General features: G+C 41.3%; 17 protein-coding genes. 2 read left to right on the top strand and 15 right to left on the bottom strand.

What is annotated here, in order from left to right:
* Positions 1-51: 51 nt before the first annotated feature.
* The 10 genes from murD to NSS78_RS07305 all read right to left on the bottom strand — a co-directional run bounded on the left by murD (position 52) and on the right by NSS78_RS07305 (position 12,937).
* The gene (gene murD, locus NSS78_RS07350) at positions 52-1,407 is read right to left on the bottom strand and encodes a UDP-N-acetylmuramoyl-L-alanine--D-glutamate ligase (protein WP_050945099.1); all 1,356 of its coding nucleotides are present in this window, start codon (positions 1,405-1,407) and stop codon (positions 52-54) included.
* A complete protein-coding gene (gene mraY, locus NSS78_RS07345; RefSeq protein ID WP_003211854.1) occupies positions 1,408-2,382 on the bottom strand; it encodes a phospho-N-acetylmuramoyl-pentapeptide-transferase in 975 nt (324 codons plus the stop codon).
* A 135-nt stretch (positions 2,383-2,517) separates the two neighbouring features.
* Positions 2,518-3,993, bottom strand: coding sequence for a UDP-N-acetylmuramoyl-L-alanyl-D-glutamate--2,6-diaminopimelate ligase (locus tag NSS78_RS07340; protein ID WP_050945101.1), 1,476 nt, complete (start codon positions 3,991-3,993; stop codon positions 2,518-2,520).
* Between the two features lie 212 nt (positions 3,994-4,205).
* Positions 4,206-6,125: a stage V sporulation protein D gene (locus tag NSS78_RS07335; protein ID WP_012009866.1), complete on the bottom strand. Its 1,920-nt coding sequence runs from the start codon at positions 6,123-6,125 to the stop codon at positions 4,206-4,208.
* Between the two features lie 125 nt (positions 6,126-6,250).
* A complete protein-coding gene (locus NSS78_RS07330) occupies positions 6,251-8,401 on the bottom strand; it encodes a penicillin-binding protein (RefSeq protein ID WP_034620042.1) in 2,151 nt (716 codons plus the stop codon).
* A gap of 7 nt (positions 8,402-8,408) precedes the next feature.
* Positions 8,409-8,756, bottom strand: a complete 348-nt coding sequence (gene ftsL, locus NSS78_RS07325) for a cell division protein FtsL (RefSeq protein ID WP_106029731.1) — start codon at positions 8,754-8,756, stop codon at positions 8,409-8,411.
* Between the two features lie 37 nt (positions 8,757-8,793).
* Positions 8,794-9,726 (bottom strand): 16S rRNA (cytosine(1402)-N(4))-methyltransferase RsmH, encoded by a 933-nt coding sequence (rsmH, locus tag NSS78_RS07320; RefSeq protein ID WP_003210993.1) that lies wholly within the window; start codon positions 9,724-9,726, stop codon positions 8,794-8,796.
* Between the two features lie 66 nt (positions 9,727-9,792).
* Positions 9,793-10,224 carry a division/cell wall cluster transcriptional repressor MraZ gene (mraZ, locus tag NSS78_RS07315; protein WP_003211163.1) on the bottom strand — a complete coding sequence of 144 codons (432 nt, stop codon included), beginning with the start codon at positions 10,222-10,224 and terminating at the stop codon, positions 9,793-9,795.
* Between the two features lie 128 nt (positions 10,225-10,352).
* Positions 10,353-11,972, bottom strand: a complete 1,620-nt coding sequence (gene bshC, locus NSS78_RS07310) for a bacillithiol biosynthesis cysteine-adding enzyme BshC (protein WP_309216656.1) — start codon at positions 11,970-11,972, stop codon at positions 10,353-10,355.
* A 65-nt stretch (positions 11,973-12,037) separates the two neighbouring features.
* On the bottom strand, positions 12,038-12,937 hold the full coding sequence (locus NSS78_RS07305) for a 2-dehydropantoate 2-reductase (protein WP_309216655.1): 900 nt from the start codon (positions 12,935-12,937) through the stop codon (positions 12,038-12,040).
* Positions 12,938-13,146: 209 nt separating this feature from the next.
* Here NSS78_RS07305 and NSS78_RS07300 point away from each other — a divergent pair, with 209 nt between their 5' ends.
* A complete protein-coding gene (locus NSS78_RS07300) occupies positions 13,147-13,626 on the top strand; it encodes an N-acetyltransferase (RefSeq protein WP_003211702.1) in 480 nt (159 codons plus the stop codon).
* 46 nt (positions 13,627-13,672) lie between these two features.
* On the opposite strand, the gene gerR is transcribed toward NSS78_RS07300, so the two are convergent.
* From gerR to NSS78_RS07285, 3 genes are all read right to left on the bottom strand, one after another.
* Entirely contained in the window at positions 13,673-14,212 is a 540-nt protein-coding gene (gerR, locus tag NSS78_RS07295) for a sporulation-specific transcriptional regulator GerR (protein ID WP_050945104.1), read from the bottom strand.
* A gap of 139 nt (positions 14,213-14,351) precedes the next feature.
* A complete protein-coding gene (rpmF, locus tag NSS78_RS07290; RefSeq protein ID WP_008354700.1) occupies positions 14,352-14,525 on the bottom strand; it encodes a 50S ribosomal protein L32 in 174 nt (57 codons plus the stop codon).
* Positions 14,526-14,551: 26 nt separating this feature from the next.
* Positions 14,552-15,070 carry a DUF177 domain-containing protein gene (locus NSS78_RS07285; protein WP_003210956.1) on the bottom strand — a complete coding sequence of 173 codons (519 nt, stop codon included), beginning with the start codon at positions 15,068-15,070 and terminating at the stop codon, positions 14,552-14,554.
* A 206-nt stretch (positions 15,071-15,276) separates the two neighbouring features.
* On the opposite strand from NSS78_RS07285, the gene NSS78_RS07280 reads away from it, so the two are divergent.
* Positions 15,277-16,521: a nucleotidyltransferase gene (locus NSS78_RS07280; protein WP_050945466.1), complete on the top strand. Its 1,245-nt coding sequence runs from the start codon at positions 15,277-15,279 to the stop codon at positions 16,519-16,521.
* A gap of 38 nt (positions 16,522-16,559) precedes the next feature.
* On the opposite strand, the gene NSS78_RS07275 is transcribed toward NSS78_RS07280, so the two are convergent.
* Positions 16,560-17,588: a SepM family pheromone-processing serine protease gene (locus NSS78_RS07275; RefSeq protein ID WP_050945105.1), complete on the bottom strand. Its 1,029-nt coding sequence runs from the start codon at positions 17,586-17,588 to the stop codon at positions 16,560-16,562.
* Positions 17,589-17,592: 4 nt separating this feature from the next.
* Entirely contained in the window at positions 17,593-18,372 is a 780-nt protein-coding gene (locus tag NSS78_RS07270) for a patatin-like phospholipase family protein (RefSeq protein WP_050945106.1), read from the bottom strand.
* Positions 18,373-18,447: the final 75 nt, after the last annotated feature.

The raw sequence follows: 18,447 nt of genomic DNA, 5'->3' as shown, positions 1-18,447 counted from the left end.
CACCCCAAGCATAATTTCATTTGGGCTGTCAGTCATATGAGAGACAAGCCCTTATTTAAGCATATGCACGGCGTTTACAAACATGTCTCCACGTTCTTCAAATGTTTTATGTTGATCCCAGCTTGCACAAGCCGGAGATAATAAAATCACGTCTTCTTCTTCAGATATGTTAAACGCCGCAGGTACTGCTTGTTCAACATTATCGACATGTTTTACGTGATGTATTCCAAGCTCTTCACCAAGCTTCACAAACTTAGGTGCAGTCTCACCAAATGTGATAATTCCTTTGACATGTTTCATAAAAGGTTTCAACTCATCAAATTCATTGCCTCGATCAAGTCCACCTGCTAATAAAATAGTCGGTTGTTCGAAGGCTGACAATGCTTTAGTTGTTGCCAGTATATTGGTCGCCTTGCTATCGTTATAAAATTTCCGACTCTGAATTGTATCTACAAATTGCAGACGATGCTTCACCCCACCAAATGTGGTGAGTACGCGTGTGATCGCTTCATTTGAGCAGCCTGCATTTTTTACAACACAAATAGCTGCCAGAATGTTTTCTTGATTATGCTCACCAGGAAGGACAACATCCTTTACATCAATGATATGTTCATTCATGTAGTAAATTGCACCATGTTGAATAAACGCACCATGTTCTACTGGCTCTTTCACTGAGAAAAACACTTTTTTTGCTTTTGAACCTTCTGCTAGTTTTACAACGGAAGGATCATCTAGGTTAATTACAGCGATGTCATCTTCTTGTTGATGTGCGAATACTTTCTGCTTTGCTTTTTCATATTCATCACGAGTGTGGTGATAATCTAAATGTGCATCAAAAATATTTAATATTAAGCTGATTTTAGGTCTAAATTCAACTGTTCCCATTAACTGAAAAGAAGAGAGTTCTGTTACGATCCACTCATCGCCAGCTGCATTTGCAGCGACTTCACTGGCAACTGTTCCAATATTACCCGCCACTAATGTTTTTTGGCTGTCTTGTTTCAGCATTTCATAAATCAATGTCGTGGTAGTGGTTTTTCCATTCGATCCAGTAATCCCAATAAAAGGAGATGAGGTTAAATGATACGCTAATTCTATTTCCGTCCAAACTGGAATTTGGCGGCGAAGCGCTTCTTGAACCATCACATTTTCATATGGAATGCCTGGATTTTTAATTAAAATTGTAATGTCTTTATCTTCGAATATACGAAGAGGATGACTGCCACAAATGACATCAATCCCCTTTTCAGAAAGTAGCTGAGCAGGTTCATTTTCTTCAAACGGTTTTTGATCATTTACCGTCACATTTACTCCATGTTCATGAAGAATTGAAGCTGCCGCATATCCGCTTTTAGCAAGACCTAATACTAGTACATGTTCGTTTTTTAACATTTGCATCTTATTCAATTATAACCACACCTCGATGTAAATTCCTAAAACAGCAAGTAATAAACCAGCTGTCCAGAAGGTGACAACTACTCTCCACTCTGACCAGCCAACTAACTCATAGTGGTGATGAAGCGGACTCATCTTAAAGATTCTTTTGCCGGTTGTTTTAAAGGAGATGACTTGAAGAATAACGGATAACGTCTCAACAACAAATACTCCACCAATAATGACAAGTAAAATTTCAAGCTTCGTTAAAATCGCAATTGCTACAATGGCTCCGCCTAATGCTAGAGAACCTGTATCACCCATAAATACTTTTGCAGGATGTGCGTTAAACACAAGGAAGCCAAGAACGGCTCCTGCAACAGCTACTGAAAAGATCGCTACATCATACTGGGATTGATTCCAAGCCAGTATAGCAAATGCTCCGAAAGCAATAGCAGCGGTTCCAGATAAGAGGCCATCCAGTCCATCTGTTAAGTTTACGGCATTAGAACCTCCGACAAGCATGAAAACAACAAGGATAAAGTAAGCCCATCCTAAATCAAAGCTGACGTCTGTTCCTGGAATGCGAATCGTCGTTGCAAACTGATAATAATGGAAAACTGCATAAAAGATCACAGCGATCACAATTTGACCGATTAATTTCTGTTTCGATGTTAATCCAAGATTTCGTTTCATCGCTACTTTAATATAATCATCTAAAAATCCTAATAGGCCGTAACCAAGTGTGACAAATAACAGTAAAAACATTTCTGGACTAATCTCAGAAAATTTGTTGATCATCACAATTGTTGTAATAGTGATAGAAAAGATAATCATGATGCCGCCCATTGTCGGCGTCCCAGATTTCTTTTGGTGGGACTGCGGGCCCTCTTCTCTAATACTTTGACCAAATTTTAGTCTTCTTAAAAACGGTATAAAAATCGGGGATAAAAGAACACTGATTAAAAATCCCATTATGATTGTAAACAATATCACCTGTTCAAGCATCGTTCTTTACTCCTTCCGAATTTCCAAAGCCGTTTTCCATCAGAAAATTGCATTCATTATTATGGTATTCATTCGCGTTCTTCGTATGTTGTTTTTGTACAAAATGCTTCATTTCATTACACTCTTTTCATCATTTTAAGATTTGTTTAGATCTAAAATAGCGTCAATAGCAACCTTTGCATCATCAAAGTCATAGACTTGATCGTCAATAATTTGATAGGTCTCATGGCCTTTACCGGCTATTAAGACTGTATCGCCTTTTTTCGCATTGGCAATGGCAAAGAAGATCGCTTGTTTTCGATTCACAAAGCTATGATAATATGCGTCTGGTACCCCGTTTTCCATATCTTTTAAAATGGCTGAAGGATCTTCGCTTCTTGGATTGTCTGATGTAAATACAGGTTCATCTGCATATTTCACAGCGATTTGAGCCATTTGAGGACGCTTTGTTTTATCACGGTCGCCGCCGCAGCCAATCACGCAGAAAATTTTGCCCTCTGTTAATTCTTTACATGTTGTGAGGACATTTTCTAAACTATCAGGTGTATGTGCGTAATCGACGATGACAGGGAAGTCTTGATCGCAGTTTACAAGTTCAAATCTGCCCTTGACTCCTTCCAGCTCTTCAATCGCACTCACGATCGTCTCAAATGTTAAGCCAGATACGATCCCAACTGATACCGCTGCGAGGATATTATACACATTGAACTTTCCGACGAGGGCAACCGTCACTTTCTTGGTGCCGATTGGAGTGACCAAATCAAATTGAGTTCCCTTCGGCATGATTTGAATATTTTTTGCCATGACATCTGCTTTTCGCTCTAGGGCATACGTCATGACTTCAGCAGCTGTGACTTTTTCAAAATAACTCGAAGCCTCATCATCTGCATTTAAAATCGCATGCTTCGGTTTATTGTGATGAAAGGCACTTCCGAGCTGAGAAAACAGCAAGCTTTTCGCATGTTTATATTCTTCCATTGTGTTGTGGTAGTCAAGATGGTCCTGCGTAAGATTTGTGAAAACAGCAATATCATAATCACATCCATGCACCCTGCCAAGATGGAGGGCATGTGATGATACTTCCATGATGGCTGTGTCTACATCTTGATCAAGCATCTGTTTAAACGTTTTTTGAAGTGTGACACTTTCAGGTGTGGTGTTTTTCACGTCGAGAATGTCATCATTCACCTTCATATACATCGTACCGATTAAACCTGTTTTCTTCTCGGCTTTTCTCATCATTTGTTCGATCATGTGTGTTGTTGAGGTTTTTCCGTTTGTGCCTGTGATCCCGATGAGATTCAGCTTATGAGTGGGCTGTTCATAAAACGCATCAGCTATTCTTGCAAGTGCTCTTTGAGAGTGTTTCACAATAATGACTGGTACCTCTGTTATGTTAAGAGGGTGTTCTGCTACAATGGCAGCAGCCCCGCTTTTCACCGCTTTTTCAGCATAATCGTGTCCATCTACTGTATAACCTTTTATACAGACAAAAAGGCTTCCCTTTTTCACCTCTCTTGAATCCATTTCAATGGAAGTGATATCAGGATTTTCGTTTATCAATTCGTTGTTTTCACTTTTAAAGTATGTAAGCAGTTCTTGTAATTTCATTTTCATATCAAACCTCTCAAATTCGTTCACGTGCATGTCTTGTGAAAAAAACACACAGTCTATATTTTATCGTAAAAAAAAGGATACATCCAGCGTATTCCTTAAGTTTCTGTTGGAAAAAACACACTTTGGACTCTTTTTTTCAAACTGGCCTTCTCTTTCAACAAAAAGAGGCAGCCAAATGAGTGCGGCTACCCTCTGTTCATTCTTTATTATTCATCGTTTAAGTATAATCTGATCGTGGAGCCTTCTTTGACCTTTGTCCCAGCAGCAGGTGATTGCTTCACTACTTTACTGCCAGTTCCTGAGGCATCGATCTTTAGGTTGATCAAGAGGGATTCAAGATCTGAAACAGATCCTCCTACAAGATTCGGTACTTCAATGGTTTTTGTGTCCAGCCACTGATACTTCTTTTCAATTTGGCCTTTTCTTTTTTTCACACCCATCTCAGGCAGGCTATCCCGCATAATATGACCAACAATTGGTGCGGCAACGGTACCACCAAATTGAATGGTGCCTTTTGGATTATCCACAGCTACATAGACTACGATACTTGGGTCATCTGCAGGCGCAAATCCGATAAACGACACAATGTGGTTATTCTCCATATACTTTCCGTCCTTTACCTTCTGTGCTGTTCCTGTTTTTCCGCCGACCCGATACCCTTCAACAAATGCATTTCGGCCAGTTCCTTGAGCGACTACACTTTCAAGTGCATACCTGATTTCTTTAGATGTCTCTGCTGAAATCACTTTCTTTTTGGCAATCGGTGATTGCTTTTTCACAACCTCTTTTGTGATTGGATCTATCCATTCTTTTGCAATATAAGGCGTGTAAAGTGTCCCGCCATTTACTGCAGCTGCTACTGCAGCTACTTGTTGAATTGGCGTAACAGATACACCTTGACCAAAGGCGGTGGTCGCCTGCTCTACAGGACCTACACGATCAAGCGGGAACAAAATTCCCCGCCCTTCTCCTTGAAGGTCAATTCCGGTTTTTTGGCCAAATCCGAAATTTTTGATATAAGAAAATAATTTTTCTTTACCAAGACGGTCTCCTAGCTCTACAAAGCCGGGGTTACAGGAATTTTGAACTACTTCCAAGAATGACTGTGATCCGTGCCCGCCTTTTTTCCAGCACCTGAGTCTTGCACCATCAACTGTCACAGATCCGCTGTCAAAAAATGAATCGCGTTTTAAATTCACTTTCTTCTCTTCTAATGCTGCTGCAAGTGTAATAATTTTAAATGTCGAACCCGGCTCATATGTGCTCCACACCGGAAGATTTCGGTTAAACACTTTTGAGTCAACTGATTGATAGTCAGCTGGATCAAAATCTGGTCTGCTTGACATTCCTAGCACTTCACCATTTTTCGGATTCATCGCAATCGCAATCATACCATCTGGATTATACTTTGCCTGCGCGTTGTCTAATTCCCGTTCTATGATGGTTTGTACTTTTGCATCGACTGTTAATTTCATATCAAGACCATCTTTAGGCGGTGTATAATCGTCTGCTTCATCTGGCATTTTCTGCCCTTTTGCATCAGAATAAAACTTCACAGACCCTTTTTCGCCTTTTAGGTCATCGTCATAGTAGGCTTCAAGTCCAAGTAAGCCTTGATTATCGATTCCAGCAAAGCCCAGTACATGTGAAAGAAAGCTGCCAAACGGATAATGTCTGATGCTGTCTTCTGCTACATACACACCTTCTAAATCAAGCTCTCTTACTTCTTTTGCTTTTTCATGAGATACCTTTCTGCCCTCAGGAGAAATTCGTTCAATTGATGTTTTTTTCGTGACGTGCTTGTACGCTTTTTCTTCAGACATATTCAGCACAGCTGCCAATTTCTTACTTGTTTCTGCAGGATCTTTAATTTGCCGAGGGACGACCAAAATAGATGGAGCACTTTTGTTCGTCGCAAGCTCTACCCCATTCCGGTCCAAAATATCTCCTCGTTCCGGTTCGAATGGAAGGTTTCGGCTCCATGAATCTTTTGCTAAGCTTGTCAGCTTCTCACCCATAATAAACTGCACATATCCTAATCTAGTATCTATGATGAAAAAAATGATCACCCCAAACAACAGCACGAAAAGCAATCGTTTTCTCACTGTTACACTCGACACTCGCACGCCCGGTTCACTCCTTACATATGGCTTGTTTTCATCATATGCAGGTCCGTCCTTTTGTAGAACGCACCGTGATATTCTGCTGGAGCAAAAGAAAAAACCTAGCAAGTGATTTGCTAGGTTTACAGTTAATTTGGGCTTTTAAATGTCACAGTGACGACTTTGTCTGAAATCTCCGCTCCACTTTTGACACTTTGTTTCACAGCATATCCTTGTCCATTTGTTTCTATATGCACACCGGCAATCGAAGCATATTGAAGGACTTCTCTTCTGGACCAGCCTGTCATATCAGGCATCTTAATGGTTTTCCCTGCTGTTTTCAAGAAGACTTTCTGGCTTTCAGAGAATTCAGAGCCCGCACTCGGCCACTGGCGTTTAATGGACAGACCGTCGCCGATGACAACAGGTGTTAAGTGTTTATTTTTGACTTCTGTTTCTGCCTGCTTCACTTCTAAATCCAGGAATGAAGGCATCGTTTCTTGTTTCACTTTTTGTTCGCCTGATTTCTTATCGTCTGTTTTTGTTGGTGCAATATTTAAATATAGCAAACTATTTTTCATGACAGGGTTAAAGATTTGAGAAACCGGAGCTGACCCCGTTTCTGTTTCAGACAGCTGCGGCTGCTGGACAGCCACATAAACAAGTAGCTTCGGATCATCTTTTGGCGCCATTCCCATAAATGAAAAGACGTAATCGTTTCTTCCTTGGAGGTAACCGCCGGCACCGCCAATTTGTCCCGTTCCTGTTTTTCCAGCAACGTCGAAGCCTTTGATTTGATAAGGCTGACCTGTTCCAATTTTCGAGGAAACAACCTCACCTAAAATGTCACGAACTTGCTTCGCTGTATCAGATGAAATCGGTTTTCCTGCCGCTGTTGGTTCGTGCTGCAAAATCGTTTTGTTTGTGTTCGGGTCTGTAATATGGTCAATGACATATGGCTTCATCATTGTTCCGCCGTTTGCTATCGCAGTGGCTGCTTCGATTTGTTGAATCGGTGTGATGGCTGATGCTTGACCATAAGCTGTCGATGCTTTGTCATATTCATATCTATAATTGATTTTACTAGACGCTTCGTTCGGCAAGTCAATCCCCGTTTTGTCATAGAAATGGAACTTCTGCAAATATTGTTCGTAGCGTGTGAAGCCTAGTTTTTCTTTTGCAAGCTTTGCAAAGGCCACATTTGACGAGCGAAGAACTCCTTGATGAAAGTCAATTTTCCCCCAGCCATTTCCGTTGTTGTGGTCTCGCACAAGGCCGCCGCCTACTTTATAAGTACCAGATTGATATTTGTCATTGCCTTGGTAGACCCCTTCTTGGATCGCCGCAGCGAGGGTAAAGATCTTCATCGTTGAACCTGGTTCAAACGCATATGAAATCACATCATTGTTATAATTCGTAATGTCTAGTTCATTTAAATTAAAGCTTGGCCGCTGCCCCATCGCGAGAACCTTCCCAGTTTTCGGATCAACGACTGTGGCAATGATTTTCTTCGGCTTATACTTTTTGGCAACCTGCGTCATACTTTCTTCAAGAAACGCTTGAATTTTCTGATCGATGGTCAGCGTGACATTTTTCCCGTCTTTCGGGGCGACAATGTCTTCTTTACTATTCGGCAATGCCCATCCGCTTCTGTCACTGTTATATGTCACATAGCCGTCTTTTTCTTTTAAAAATTTGTTCAGTGCCTTCTCAAGTCCCATTGCACCTGACATGTCCTTTGTCGCCTCATTTAATCTGGCATAACCGATTAGGTTAGAAGCAAACATGCCGTTAGGATAATATCGCTTCGTGTCTTTTTCAAAAGCAACACCTGGAAGCTTTAGCTTTTCAATTTTTTCCTTCGTTGAAAAACTAATATCCTTCCCCGCTTTACCAAACTCCACTTGGAATGCATCTTTTGTATTGAGACGCTTTAAAATTTCGCTTTCACTCATATCGATGACTTTCGAGAGCTCTTTTGCCGTCTTTTCTTTATCGACGACATGCATTGGATGCTTAGGGTCCACTGTCATTTTCTTGCTCATGACCGCAATGAGCTTATACACAGATGTATCCTCAGCGATCACATTTCCATTCCGGTCTAAAATAGATCCTCTTTTTGCTTCAAGTGTTTTCTTCGATTGATATTGTTCATTTGCCTTGGCAGCTAATACTTGTCCATCAACCGTTCCTGTAATTTGAATATAGATAAAACGTGCTAGGATGATAAAGAAAAACAGGGCGAAGCAAATACTCGCAATTGCCGCGCCTCTGTTCATCATTTTATTCTTTTTAGGCATCGCCATGTTAATCGACCTTCTTAACATCTTTCGAAATAGTTAAGCCTGCTTTTTTTGCGGCATCAATGATTCTTTCTGGTTCACTCAGCAAGTCTTTTTCCTTTTGTAGCTCAGTGATCTTCTTCGATTCTAAAGATACTTGCTGTTCTAGCTTCTGCACTTCGATATTGGCGTGATAGACAGCAAAAGCTTTAGAAATGATGAGAATCGAGCTGCACATAAGAGCCATGACAAACATGACAAGTAAGATTTTTTCACCAAGTGTGATAGAACCTCTTCTTTTAATGACAACCGATTGGCCTTGCTGCTCTGTTTGATGGTGCTTCACTTCTCTTTGGTAAGCCAAATTACTCATAAGAAACCTCCTTTTTATCATCATCTATGGTGTCGTTTTACTTTTTTTCTGCAATTCGGAGCTTCGCTGAACGGGCACGGTTGTTATGTTCCAGCTCTTGTTCTGATGCAACGATCGGTTTTCTCGTGATCAGCTTCAGCTTTGGTTCAAGTCCTTCTGGAATCACTGGTAGTCCGTGCGGAAGTTCTGGAAGAGAAGACATTTCTCTAAATGTACTTTTACAAATCCGGTCTTCAAGTGAATGGAATGTAATGACAGAAATTCTCCCCTTCGGATTGAGTAACTCTATTGCTTGTTCTAGTGCTTCTTCAAATACTTTCAATTCATCATTTACGGCAATTCGGATCGCTTGAAACACTCTTTTTGCTGGATGTCCGCCAGTTCGTCTTGCAGGTGCCGGAATTCCTTCTTTGATAATGTCGACAAGCTCACCCGTTGTTTCAATTGGCGCTTTTTTTCTTGCTTCTTCAATTTTGCGTGCGATTTGCTTGCTGAACTTTTCTTCCCCATATTTGTAGAAAATCCGAACTAGATCTTCAAATGGCCATTCATTCACCACTTTTTTTGCCGACAATGCGGCTGATTGATCCATTCGCATGTCAAGAGGTGCATCATGGTGATAACTAAAGCCTCTCTCTGGTGTGTCGAGCTGAGGAGATGATACCCCAAGGTCAAAAATCACACCGTCTACGCTTGTAATACCTTGTTCATTCAGACGTTCTTTTAAATATCGGAAGTTGCTTTTTATGAAAAGAATGTTCGCTTTAGAATCCGCGAGCTTCTCTCGTGCATGATCCAGTGCAGCATCGTCTTGGTCAAATCCAATCAATGTTCCTTTTTCTGATAATTGAGATAGTAAATATGAGCTATGACCTGCTCCGCCTAGCGTGCAGTCCACATATGTACCGTCTTCTTTTACGTTTAAACCGTCAACTGTTTCTTTTAATAATACTGTCTCATGTTGAAACATGATGTTATGGTCCCACCTTTTTCAAATAGAAATGAATGTGTAGAAAGCTTGCTGCACAAGGGATTATTATATATCAAATCCAATCATGTTTTCAGCAATTTCAGCAAAAGAATCTTCTTGCTCTTCTGTATATTGTTCCCAGATCGACTTACTCCACAACTCAATTCGATTTGAAACGCCGATGACCACACATTCTTTTTCGAGTTTTGCATATTGGAGTAGGTTTGATGCGATGTTAATACGCCCCTGCTTGTCCAGATCGCATTCGACTGCGCCAGAGAAGAAGAACCGGGTAAACGCACGTGCATCTTTTTTCGTTAGCGGTAGTGCCTTGAGTTTCTCTTCGATTAGTTTCCACTCACTCATAGGGTAGCCAAATAAACATTGATCAAGCCCTCTCGTCAGCACAAACTGTTCTCCAAGACCGTCTCTAAATTTAGCAGGGATGATCATGCGCCCTTTTGTATCAATCGTATGTTGGTATTCACCCATGAACATGATAATCAGAGCCCCACTTTCTCACCCATACTCTCCACTATCCACCACTTCTCTCCACAAAACTTATTCTACACTGTTTCTACATAAAAAAAAACCCTGAACTAGTCAGGGTTCATTAAAACTTTATTTCAAAGTTTGACAATTTGTTGCTTGTTTTGAAATGAAAATGGCATATTTTTGAATGTTTTGAAGAATTCTGGACCATATTTGTTTAAAAAGTACATGATATTCCAAATTCTTTCTTGCGGAGCATCTAGTGGTTTTAAACTATTTTCAATCCGTTCAAAGTCCCGAAGGATATATCCTTCCTTCTCTTCCACACGCTGCGCCACTTTTTGATAAACAAATTGAAGCTGGTCTTCAATAAATTTGGCATTTTTATCTAGCAGCTGCTCGAAGTTTGGTTCAATCTCCAGTGCTTCTTGTCTCATCACGTCATGAGCATTTGCTAATTCACGTTTGGCGTGTTGAACCGCTTGAACAAAGCTGTCTGGAAGACTTTGCTGAAAGTGCGCTTCTTTCTTTTCTTTCACTCCATTTGTCAGCACTTCTTCTACCGACAGTTCTCTAACTGACAGTTTCTTGTCGATGTGCCTTTCAAGAAGGGTTACATGCAGTCTCGGAAGAACAGGCGCCATCTTTAATTTAAAATGCTCAAAGATTCCTTTCAGTTCTCCCCAATAGTTAACCTCACCGTGTCCTGCCATAAAGGCAAGTGTCGGGAGAAGCGTTTCCTGCATCAAGGGACGCGTCACCACATTGTTGCTAAACCGTTCTGGGTGCTCCTCCACTTCCTGCAAAAGCTCTTCCTTCGTCCACGTAAGCCCCACTTCTGATATAGAAAACCGGCCGTTCTCTTTTTCAATCAGGAAACGTTCCTCATCATATTCGTAAAACAGATTCGCCTGATTGTCACCAGCTTCAATAATTGGCTGATATCCTGCTCGTTTCATAGCAGCCTGCGATTCATTTAAGCGAGCAGTAACTGCATCATTTGTCTCGACAATGTGCTTGAATAACGGACGCTCGAGTGGTTTGACACCTAAGTCCCCCGAATTAAATAAAAGCAGTCCATCCTCTTCAAAGAGGTCACATACAATCCATTCAAAGAAATCAGTAAACGTTTGTGATTTGCGTAAACATCGAAGAAGCTGATCAAACAAGTCATTGGTGTATGCTGATTCTTCATACGTTGAAAACACTTCACGGAGCCATGTCTCGGTTTTTTCTTGATCAAGCGGGATTCTTTTCGCAGCCGCTTTTTTGACGTTATGTAATGACAGCTTTTGTTTCACTGGCCCTTTTTCGCCAGATGTGTACACAAAATTAATTTCATCTACGTCATGATCCTCACCGGCTACCCAAAAGACCGGAATCACCGGGACGCCAAGCTCTGTTTCTTTTTCTTTTGCAAACTGAATGATGGATATGATTTTATGTATGGTATAAAGCGGTCCTGTTAATAGACCAGCCTGCTGTCCTCCGACCACCATGACACTCCGTTCATCACGGATCTTTTCAATGTTCTGGCGCATCGCTTTCGATTCAAACTTTGCGTGGTACGCGCTCATATAATCCGCTAAAGCCTCGCGCGGGAAGCTCATTTCCATGAGATCGTCGTATCTCTTTTTCCATGTGTGCTCAGAATGTATATCATAATCAAAAAAAGTCATCATCTCTTTTTTTTCTTCTATATAATCACGTATGAATAAATTCTGACTTCGGATGGAAAGTTCAGTCAATTGCATGTTTAGAACTTCCTTTCTTCAATAAATAGTTAGTTTCCCGAAAAAAGTATAGCATGTAAATGAGCTCACTCAAAAGATTTTGTTTGCTTTTTTTCCAATACTTCCAAGCTTCGATCAAAGAAAGTGAGATGTGGCGCCGCAACGCTGTGAGCTTGAGCCTTTTTTAAAAGATAGCCAAGGATGGCTTTTCTTTCGGTTTGGCGGCCTTTCACTATATCTTGAAGCATAGACGACTGATTCTCAGCCGTTTTCTCACAAACAGAGACTACATAAGACCAGAGCCGCTCTTTTTCAGGTAAGCCCAAGATGGAAACTGCTTCTTCGAATGCACATTTCATCATGTATTCATATGAAGGGTTTGCGTTCAATTCCCCGTTTCTCACATGCAGCAAAGCCGTGAGTGGATTAATACAGACATTGACAAGCAGTTTTTCCTCCAGCACCTTTTTCCATTCATCCGTATAGATCATCTGAAAATGAGATGATGTCTCATTCAATGCTTTTTTTATATCAGCTGCTTCCTCATGCTGAAATGCCCCCCACTTGATGACACCGATACCTGTATGGTTCACTGCATGATCTGACATCTTCATAGCTCCGTGCTCTACCACACCTATGTATAATGAATGTCCCGTTTTCCAATTCTCCAAATCTAATAAGTGAGCCATTCCGTTCTGTAAGAATAAGATACGATGAGGAGGTAATGTCGATAGTTCACCAAGTACATCTTGCAAATGATGATATTTCACTGTCACGATGAGCAAATCAAATTCTCCTGTTATTCCTGTCTGTGCATGAACAGCCGCCTGGCATGTTTCTCCTTTTACTGTTCGCTCAATGCCTACTGCTCGAATCTCTTCTGCCTGTTCGTTTCTTCTTGTAAAGACTGTGACGTCATGATGCTGTGATAAATAACTAGCACAAAGCAGACCAATCGCACCGCCGCCAATGATTCCAATATTCAACTGCCGCACATCCCTTTTTCGTTTACTTCATGATATCAACTATTTTAACAGGTTCATGTCGTGATGCAAAAAGCAGATGGCGCGCTATGATTGAATTTTTTTAATTTAAAAACTATAATAATAAGTGTAAAAACTTTTTGAGGCGGGTGGGATGAAAACGCCTTCAATGACATCACTGTCGACATTATGTGTGTAAGGGGGAAGATCATATGGCACAAGTAAAACGACTTCTAATTAATTACAAAACGTTAGAGGAATTTAAACAATTTAAGGAATACGGCATACAAGAGCTATCCATGCTCGAAGACCTTGAAAGCAATATGATTGAAAATGACAGCAACTCTCCATTTTATGGGATTTATTTTGGAGATAAGCTAGTGGCACGTATGAGCCTTTATCAAGTGGACGGCTCAACGACAACGTATTTTAACCACAACCATGATTATTTAGAGCTGTGGAAGCTGGAAGTGCTTCCTGGGTATCAGCGCAAAGGGTATGGCGAAGCACTTGTTGAATTCGCTAAATCGTTCGGATTGCCAATTCGGACCAATCCGCGCGTCAAATCTGCTGGTTTTTGGGATAAAATGGGCTTTGAAGCAGTCAAATATGATATGGAGCGCGATAAGGGTGAAAATCCACTCATCTGGGAGCCCGCACATATTCAAAAAAATACAGGTGAATCCGCTTAAAGGCTGATCACAAAACGCCCCTCCTTTCTCTGTGAGGGGCGTCTCTTTATTTAGCATATTCTTTTAAGCTGATATTCTGTTTGACTCTTTCAACAATACCTATGAGTGCCCGGTAATCTTCTTCTGTCATTTTTAATTGCCGCTTTAAGTGTTCATTTTCTTCTGTAAGTGACTTCAATTGATGCTGTGCATCTGCCAGTTCTTCGCGTAAATGAGTAGGTCCATCAGGTTCTTTTTCAAGCTGCTCTAAAAACTGAATCACTTCTCGAAGGGTCAATTCAGCCTGATTTGAAGTAGTCTTCTCTTCTATGGTTAACGCATGCTGTGGTAAACCAGAGGAATGAATACCTATTTTTTTGCGCAATTCTTTCCGCTGTTTTTTTGCCAGCTCTATGCCTGCCTGATATTGTTTTCTAACGTATGAGTTCCACCTGAAACCACATGCTGCCGCTGTTCTTGACAATGCTTTCCCGACTTCCTCAAATGCGGAAAGCTGCGTTCCTCCGTCTCGAATGTGCCTTAAGACAACTTCTGCTAAAAGTAAATCTTCATCCTGTGTCCATGCGTCCTGCCTTGTAATCGTCAATTGATCATCCCCCCTGAATCTGAATACCACATCATATGCGCCTACTAGAGTAGATAGACTATTTGCAGGGGAGAAACCTAAAAAATAGACAAATAAAAAAACGCAAGGGAAGAATTCCCTCACGTTTTTTTATCAAGCATTAGTTGCTTTTTACGTCTTTGCCTTTGTATGTTCCGCAAGATTTGCAGACACGATGAGAAATTTTCATTTCACCGCATTCTGGGCAAGCTACCATACCAGGTACTTGTAGTTTGAAATGCGTACGACGCAATCTTTTTTTCATTTTAGAAGTTCTTCTAAAAGGTACAGCCATTATTCCCACCTCCTTAAAGAGTTAAGTTAAGATTCATTATTTTCTTCTAAGAGCTTCTTCAAGCCTTCCAGACGCGGATCAATTCGGTTTTGATGTGCATCTTCCGAAATGACCGCCCAGTCATTCCCTTCTTGTGGTGCAGCACCTTTTACGTCCGTTTGGTCGCAAAAGATTTGCATCGGCACTTCAAGAAGAATTTCTTCCTTGACTAAAGGCGTTAAGTCGATGATGTCGTCTTCTACAATAGAAACGTCTTCATCTTCTATGTCGTCTGTCTTATGAAGTACAAATAGTTCTTTCGTTGAAATCGCAAATGGATAATTTACATCAACAAGCGTTCTTGAACAAGGCAATGTCATTTCACCTGTGATGGTTAAATCAAATGCGACTTGCTTTGATTCGATCACTCCAGTCCCTTTCACCTCTACCGGTGAAATGCGACGTATATCTGAATGAAGGCTAGTAAGTTCATTTAAGTCAACCGTCTCATGAAAATCGAAGCTGTTTTTAGCTTTTTGATGTAACTGATAAACTGTCCATTTCAATTGTATCACCTCTAAGAGCAACAAACATGATTATAGCTTTCCTCATGTTATTTGTCAATATTTTTTCTTTACAGTCCTTTGTGATGTCAGAGCGTTGTTTGACATCAGTTCTCGGAATGCCTACACTGAAAAAAATGGGCTTCATTTTTCCCTTATGCTACTGTAGCATAGACCATTTAACCATAGCAAGAAAGGCGGAACATCTATTGAAAGCAACAGGAGTCGTTGTCGAGTATAATCCATTTCATTATGGACATGCCTATCATGTTCGTCAGGCGAAAACACATACCTCCTCAGATGTTGCCATTGCCGTCATGAGCGGTTCCTTCCTCCAGCGCGGTGAGCCTGCCATCGTCTCAAAATGGGCGCGGACAAAAATGGCACTGCAAAACGGTGTAGACATTGTGTGTGAGCTTCCATACATATACGCAGTGCAAAAGGCAGAAACCTTTGCAAACGGTGCTGTGGCGATTCTAGATGCTTTAAAATGCCGCTCCCTTTTTTTCGGCAGCGAGGATGGTGACATCAAAGCATTCGAGCGAACAGCTCGTGCTTGGCATGAGAAAAAAGAAGAAATTGACCTTTTCACAAAAGGAAAAGTAAAAGAGGGCCTTAGTTATCCAGCTGCTGCTGCTGCTGCGTTTCAAGAGGTGATTGATCCTAAGCACTTACTGGATCTGTCTCTGCCCAATAACATTTTAGGTTTCCATTATGTCAAAGCCATCTTGGAGAGATCCCCTCACATGCAGCCCTTTACCTCTCAAAGGATTTCATCTGGTTATCATGATGAAGAACTACCTGAAAATCAGAAAATCGCAAGCGCAACAAGTATACGAAAAGCGTTAAAAGATCATGGTACATTTGAAACAGTCGCCCCTTATCTCCCAGAAGCTACGCTCAAGCAATTACATGACTATCATTCTTCATATGGTCTTCTACATACACAAGAAGCCTACTTTAGCTTCTTAAAACACGTTTTTCACACAATGGATACGGCAGAACTAGAAGGCATCTATGAAATCGAAGAAGGCATCGAACACCGCATGCAAAAGGCGATCACACATGCGTCCTCCTACGAGGAATATCTATCACTTGTGAAAACAAAACGCTATACGTGGACGAGGCTGCAACGGATGAACACACATCTCTTAATGAGGGTGAAAAAGAGTGCCATGCATGAGCTGCTGAAAGAGAAAAAAGCGCCTTATATTCGTTTACTTGGTATGTCAAAGAAAGGGCAGCAATACTTATCTCTTGTGAAAAAAGAATTGGACGTGCCGCTCGTCAGTAAGCTGTCTGCCTTTTCACATCCCGCACTTGATCTTGATATTCGCGCATCCCGCGTCTTCAGCCTGCCCGTTAGTGAGCCGATGCAAACGAACTTAACGGAAGCGGAATTTAAAACCTCACCGATCCGATATGATGAAGAGACTGGTCTCTTCCAGTCTTAGCAAAAAAAGCAGCCTTGCGGAAGGCTGCTCTTTTTTGATTAAGATGCTTTCTCTTTTAATTTGTTTAAATAGTTCAGGGCATCTTGCATTGTATCTACAGGCACAATTTTCATATCACTTTTAATATCTTTCGCTGTTTTGACAGCATTTCTATAGTCTGAATTTGGATCACCTTTATCATTCGGTGCAAAGAATATATCTTTTCCTGCTTTATCTGCCGCCACGACCTTTTGATCGATTCCGCCAATTGGACCGACCGTTCCATCGGCGTCAATCGTTCCCGTTCCTGCAATCGCATAGCCATGTGTTTCGTCTTCTTTTGTCAGCTGGTTATAAATTTCAAGTGACATCATAAGACCTGCTGATGGGCCGCCGATATTTTCGATATCCACCTTAATAGAAGGTGAGACTTTCACATTTCGGTCTGTAAATAATGATACGCCAATTCCAACTCGATTCGGCTCTTCTTTAAATGGTTTTAACGTCACTTTCTCCGTCATGTCTTTGCCATTTCGTTCAAGGACAAAACGGACAGATGTACCTGCTTTTTTGCTGCTGATATACGAAACCATTTTATCAGCAGAATCATAGGTCTTGCCATCAACGCTTTTAATTCGGTCGCCCACTTCAATTTTGCCGTAAGCAGGCATTCCTTTCATCACGTAGCTTGCATATACGCCGTTAAACGTATAATCTACTTTTTTACCTGCTTTTGTATATGCTGCAATCATGGCATTTTCTTGCGAGCTTTTCATCAGCTGCAGCTGCCGTTTCATATAATCTTGATCCGACTCCCCGTCCGCTTTAATATTTTCTTCTGGGACGATTTCATCATATTTATTCATTTTCGCAAGCAAATACGTATACGGATTGGCTGGACCTACTTTAATTGTCATAAGAGAGAAGCTGCCCTTCTCGCCATATCCGCCGTCTACTTGAATGTGGGGAGCAATCTCGGTTGCATCACCCGGCTTTGTCACGTAATATGGCAGTTTGACAAAGGTTAAGCCACATAATACAAGGATAACGACAAAAAAACTGAGCCAGCGAATATTTAATTTTTTCATTCGATTAACACTCCCATTTATCAATGACATCTTTCAGTGTACCTGTTAGTTGATCTGCGGCAAGCTCACCTGCTTCAATCATCTCCTGCACCTGCACGAACGCACTCGAGCTAAATGTTTCAAGCCTCGGCCGGATCATGACATCAGCGTGAATGGTTTGATGACGGACCAATTCATTTTGAAGGATGTCCAAACTTTGCATAATCACATCCGATAATCTCGTCGCCTTTTCTGTTTTTTTCACCCTTGATACATCAGAGGCGATAATGAGGTCTGCGCCCATATCTTTTAAAACAGACACAGGAATGCGGTCCACAACCGCTCCATCCACTAGCTGTCTGCCGCCCATTTCATGAGGAACAAACACGCCCGGAATGCTGATGCTTGCTCTGACTGCTTGTGAGACAGACCCTTTTTTAAACACGACCTTCTCCCCTGTCTCGAGGTCACAGGCAACCACTGCAAGGGGCATTTTTAATTCTTCGAATTTTTTCCCATATGTAAACGTGTGAATCAGCTGCAAAATTCGATTTCCTTTTAAAAGACCGATTTTTGGCAGTGTATAGTCAGCATAATACTTTTTTCTGAAGACAAGTGCAAGTTTTTTCATTTTTTCTACGTCCTGTCCTGCCGCATAAAAGCTCCCAACAAGTGCGCCAATACTGCTGCCAGCAATCATATCTACCTGAATACCTTGTTTCTCAAGACTAGATAAAACTCCGATATGTGCCATTCCTCTCGCACCTCCAGAGCCTAACGCAAGCCCGATGACTGGTCGCCTCATGAAAATCCACCCTCCTCTTTTCTATGCATATATACGAATCTATTGGTCTAAACATGCCCCTTCTGCTCGTATAGT

It is taken from the genome of Bacillus sp. FSL W8-0920 (genome assembly GCF_038593215.1).
Taxonomy (GTDB): Bacteria; Bacillota; Bacilli; order Bacillales; family Bacillaceae; genus Bacillus; species Bacillus pumilus.
The sequence above is the reverse complement of the archived record's forward strand: the minus strand, read 5'-3'. Positions and strand labels throughout refer to the sequence as shown.

Bases quoted from the DNA above. Each gene is read 5' to 3' on its own strand.
- rsmH (WP_003210993.1), bottom strand. From the start codon at position 9,726: ATGTTTCAACATGAGACAGTATTATTAAAAGAAACAGTTGACGGTTTA.
- NSS78_RS07330 (WP_034620042.1), bottom strand. From the start codon at position 8,401: ATGCCTAAAAAGAATAAAATGATGAACAGAGGCGCGGCAATTGCGAGT.
- ftsL (WP_106029731.1), bottom strand. From the start codon at position 8,756: ATGAGTAATTTGGCTTACCAAAGAGAAGTGAAGCACCATCAAACAGAG.
- mraZ (WP_003211163.1), bottom strand. From the start codon at position 10,224: ATGTTCATGGGTGAATACCAACATACGATTGATACAAAAGGGCGCATG.
- mraY (WP_003211854.1), bottom strand. From the start codon at position 2,382: ATGCTTGAACAGGTGATATTGTTTACAATCATAATGGGATTTTTAATC.
- NSS78_RS07300 (WP_003211702.1), top strand. From the start codon at position 13,147: ATGGCACAAGTAAAACGACTTCTAATTAATTACAAAACGTTAGAGGAA.
- rpmF (WP_008354700.1), bottom strand. From the start codon at position 14,525: ATGGCTGTACCTTTTAGAAGAACTTCTAAAATGAAAAAAAGATTGCGT.
- NSS78_RS07275 (WP_050945105.1), bottom strand. From the start codon at position 17,588: ATGAAAAAATTAAATATTCGCTGGCTCAGTTTTTTTGTCGTTATCCTT.
- NSS78_RS07270 (WP_050945106.1), bottom strand. From the start codon at position 18,372: ATGAGGCGACCAGTCATCGGGCTTGCGTTAGGCTCTGGAGGTGCGAGA.
- bshC (WP_309216656.1), bottom strand. From the start codon at position 11,972: ATGCAATTGACTGAACTTTCCATCCGAAGTCAGAATTTATTCATACGT.
- NSS78_RS07340 (WP_050945101.1), bottom strand. From the start codon at position 3,993: ATGAAATTACAAGAACTGCTTACATACTTTAAAAGTGAAAACAACGAA.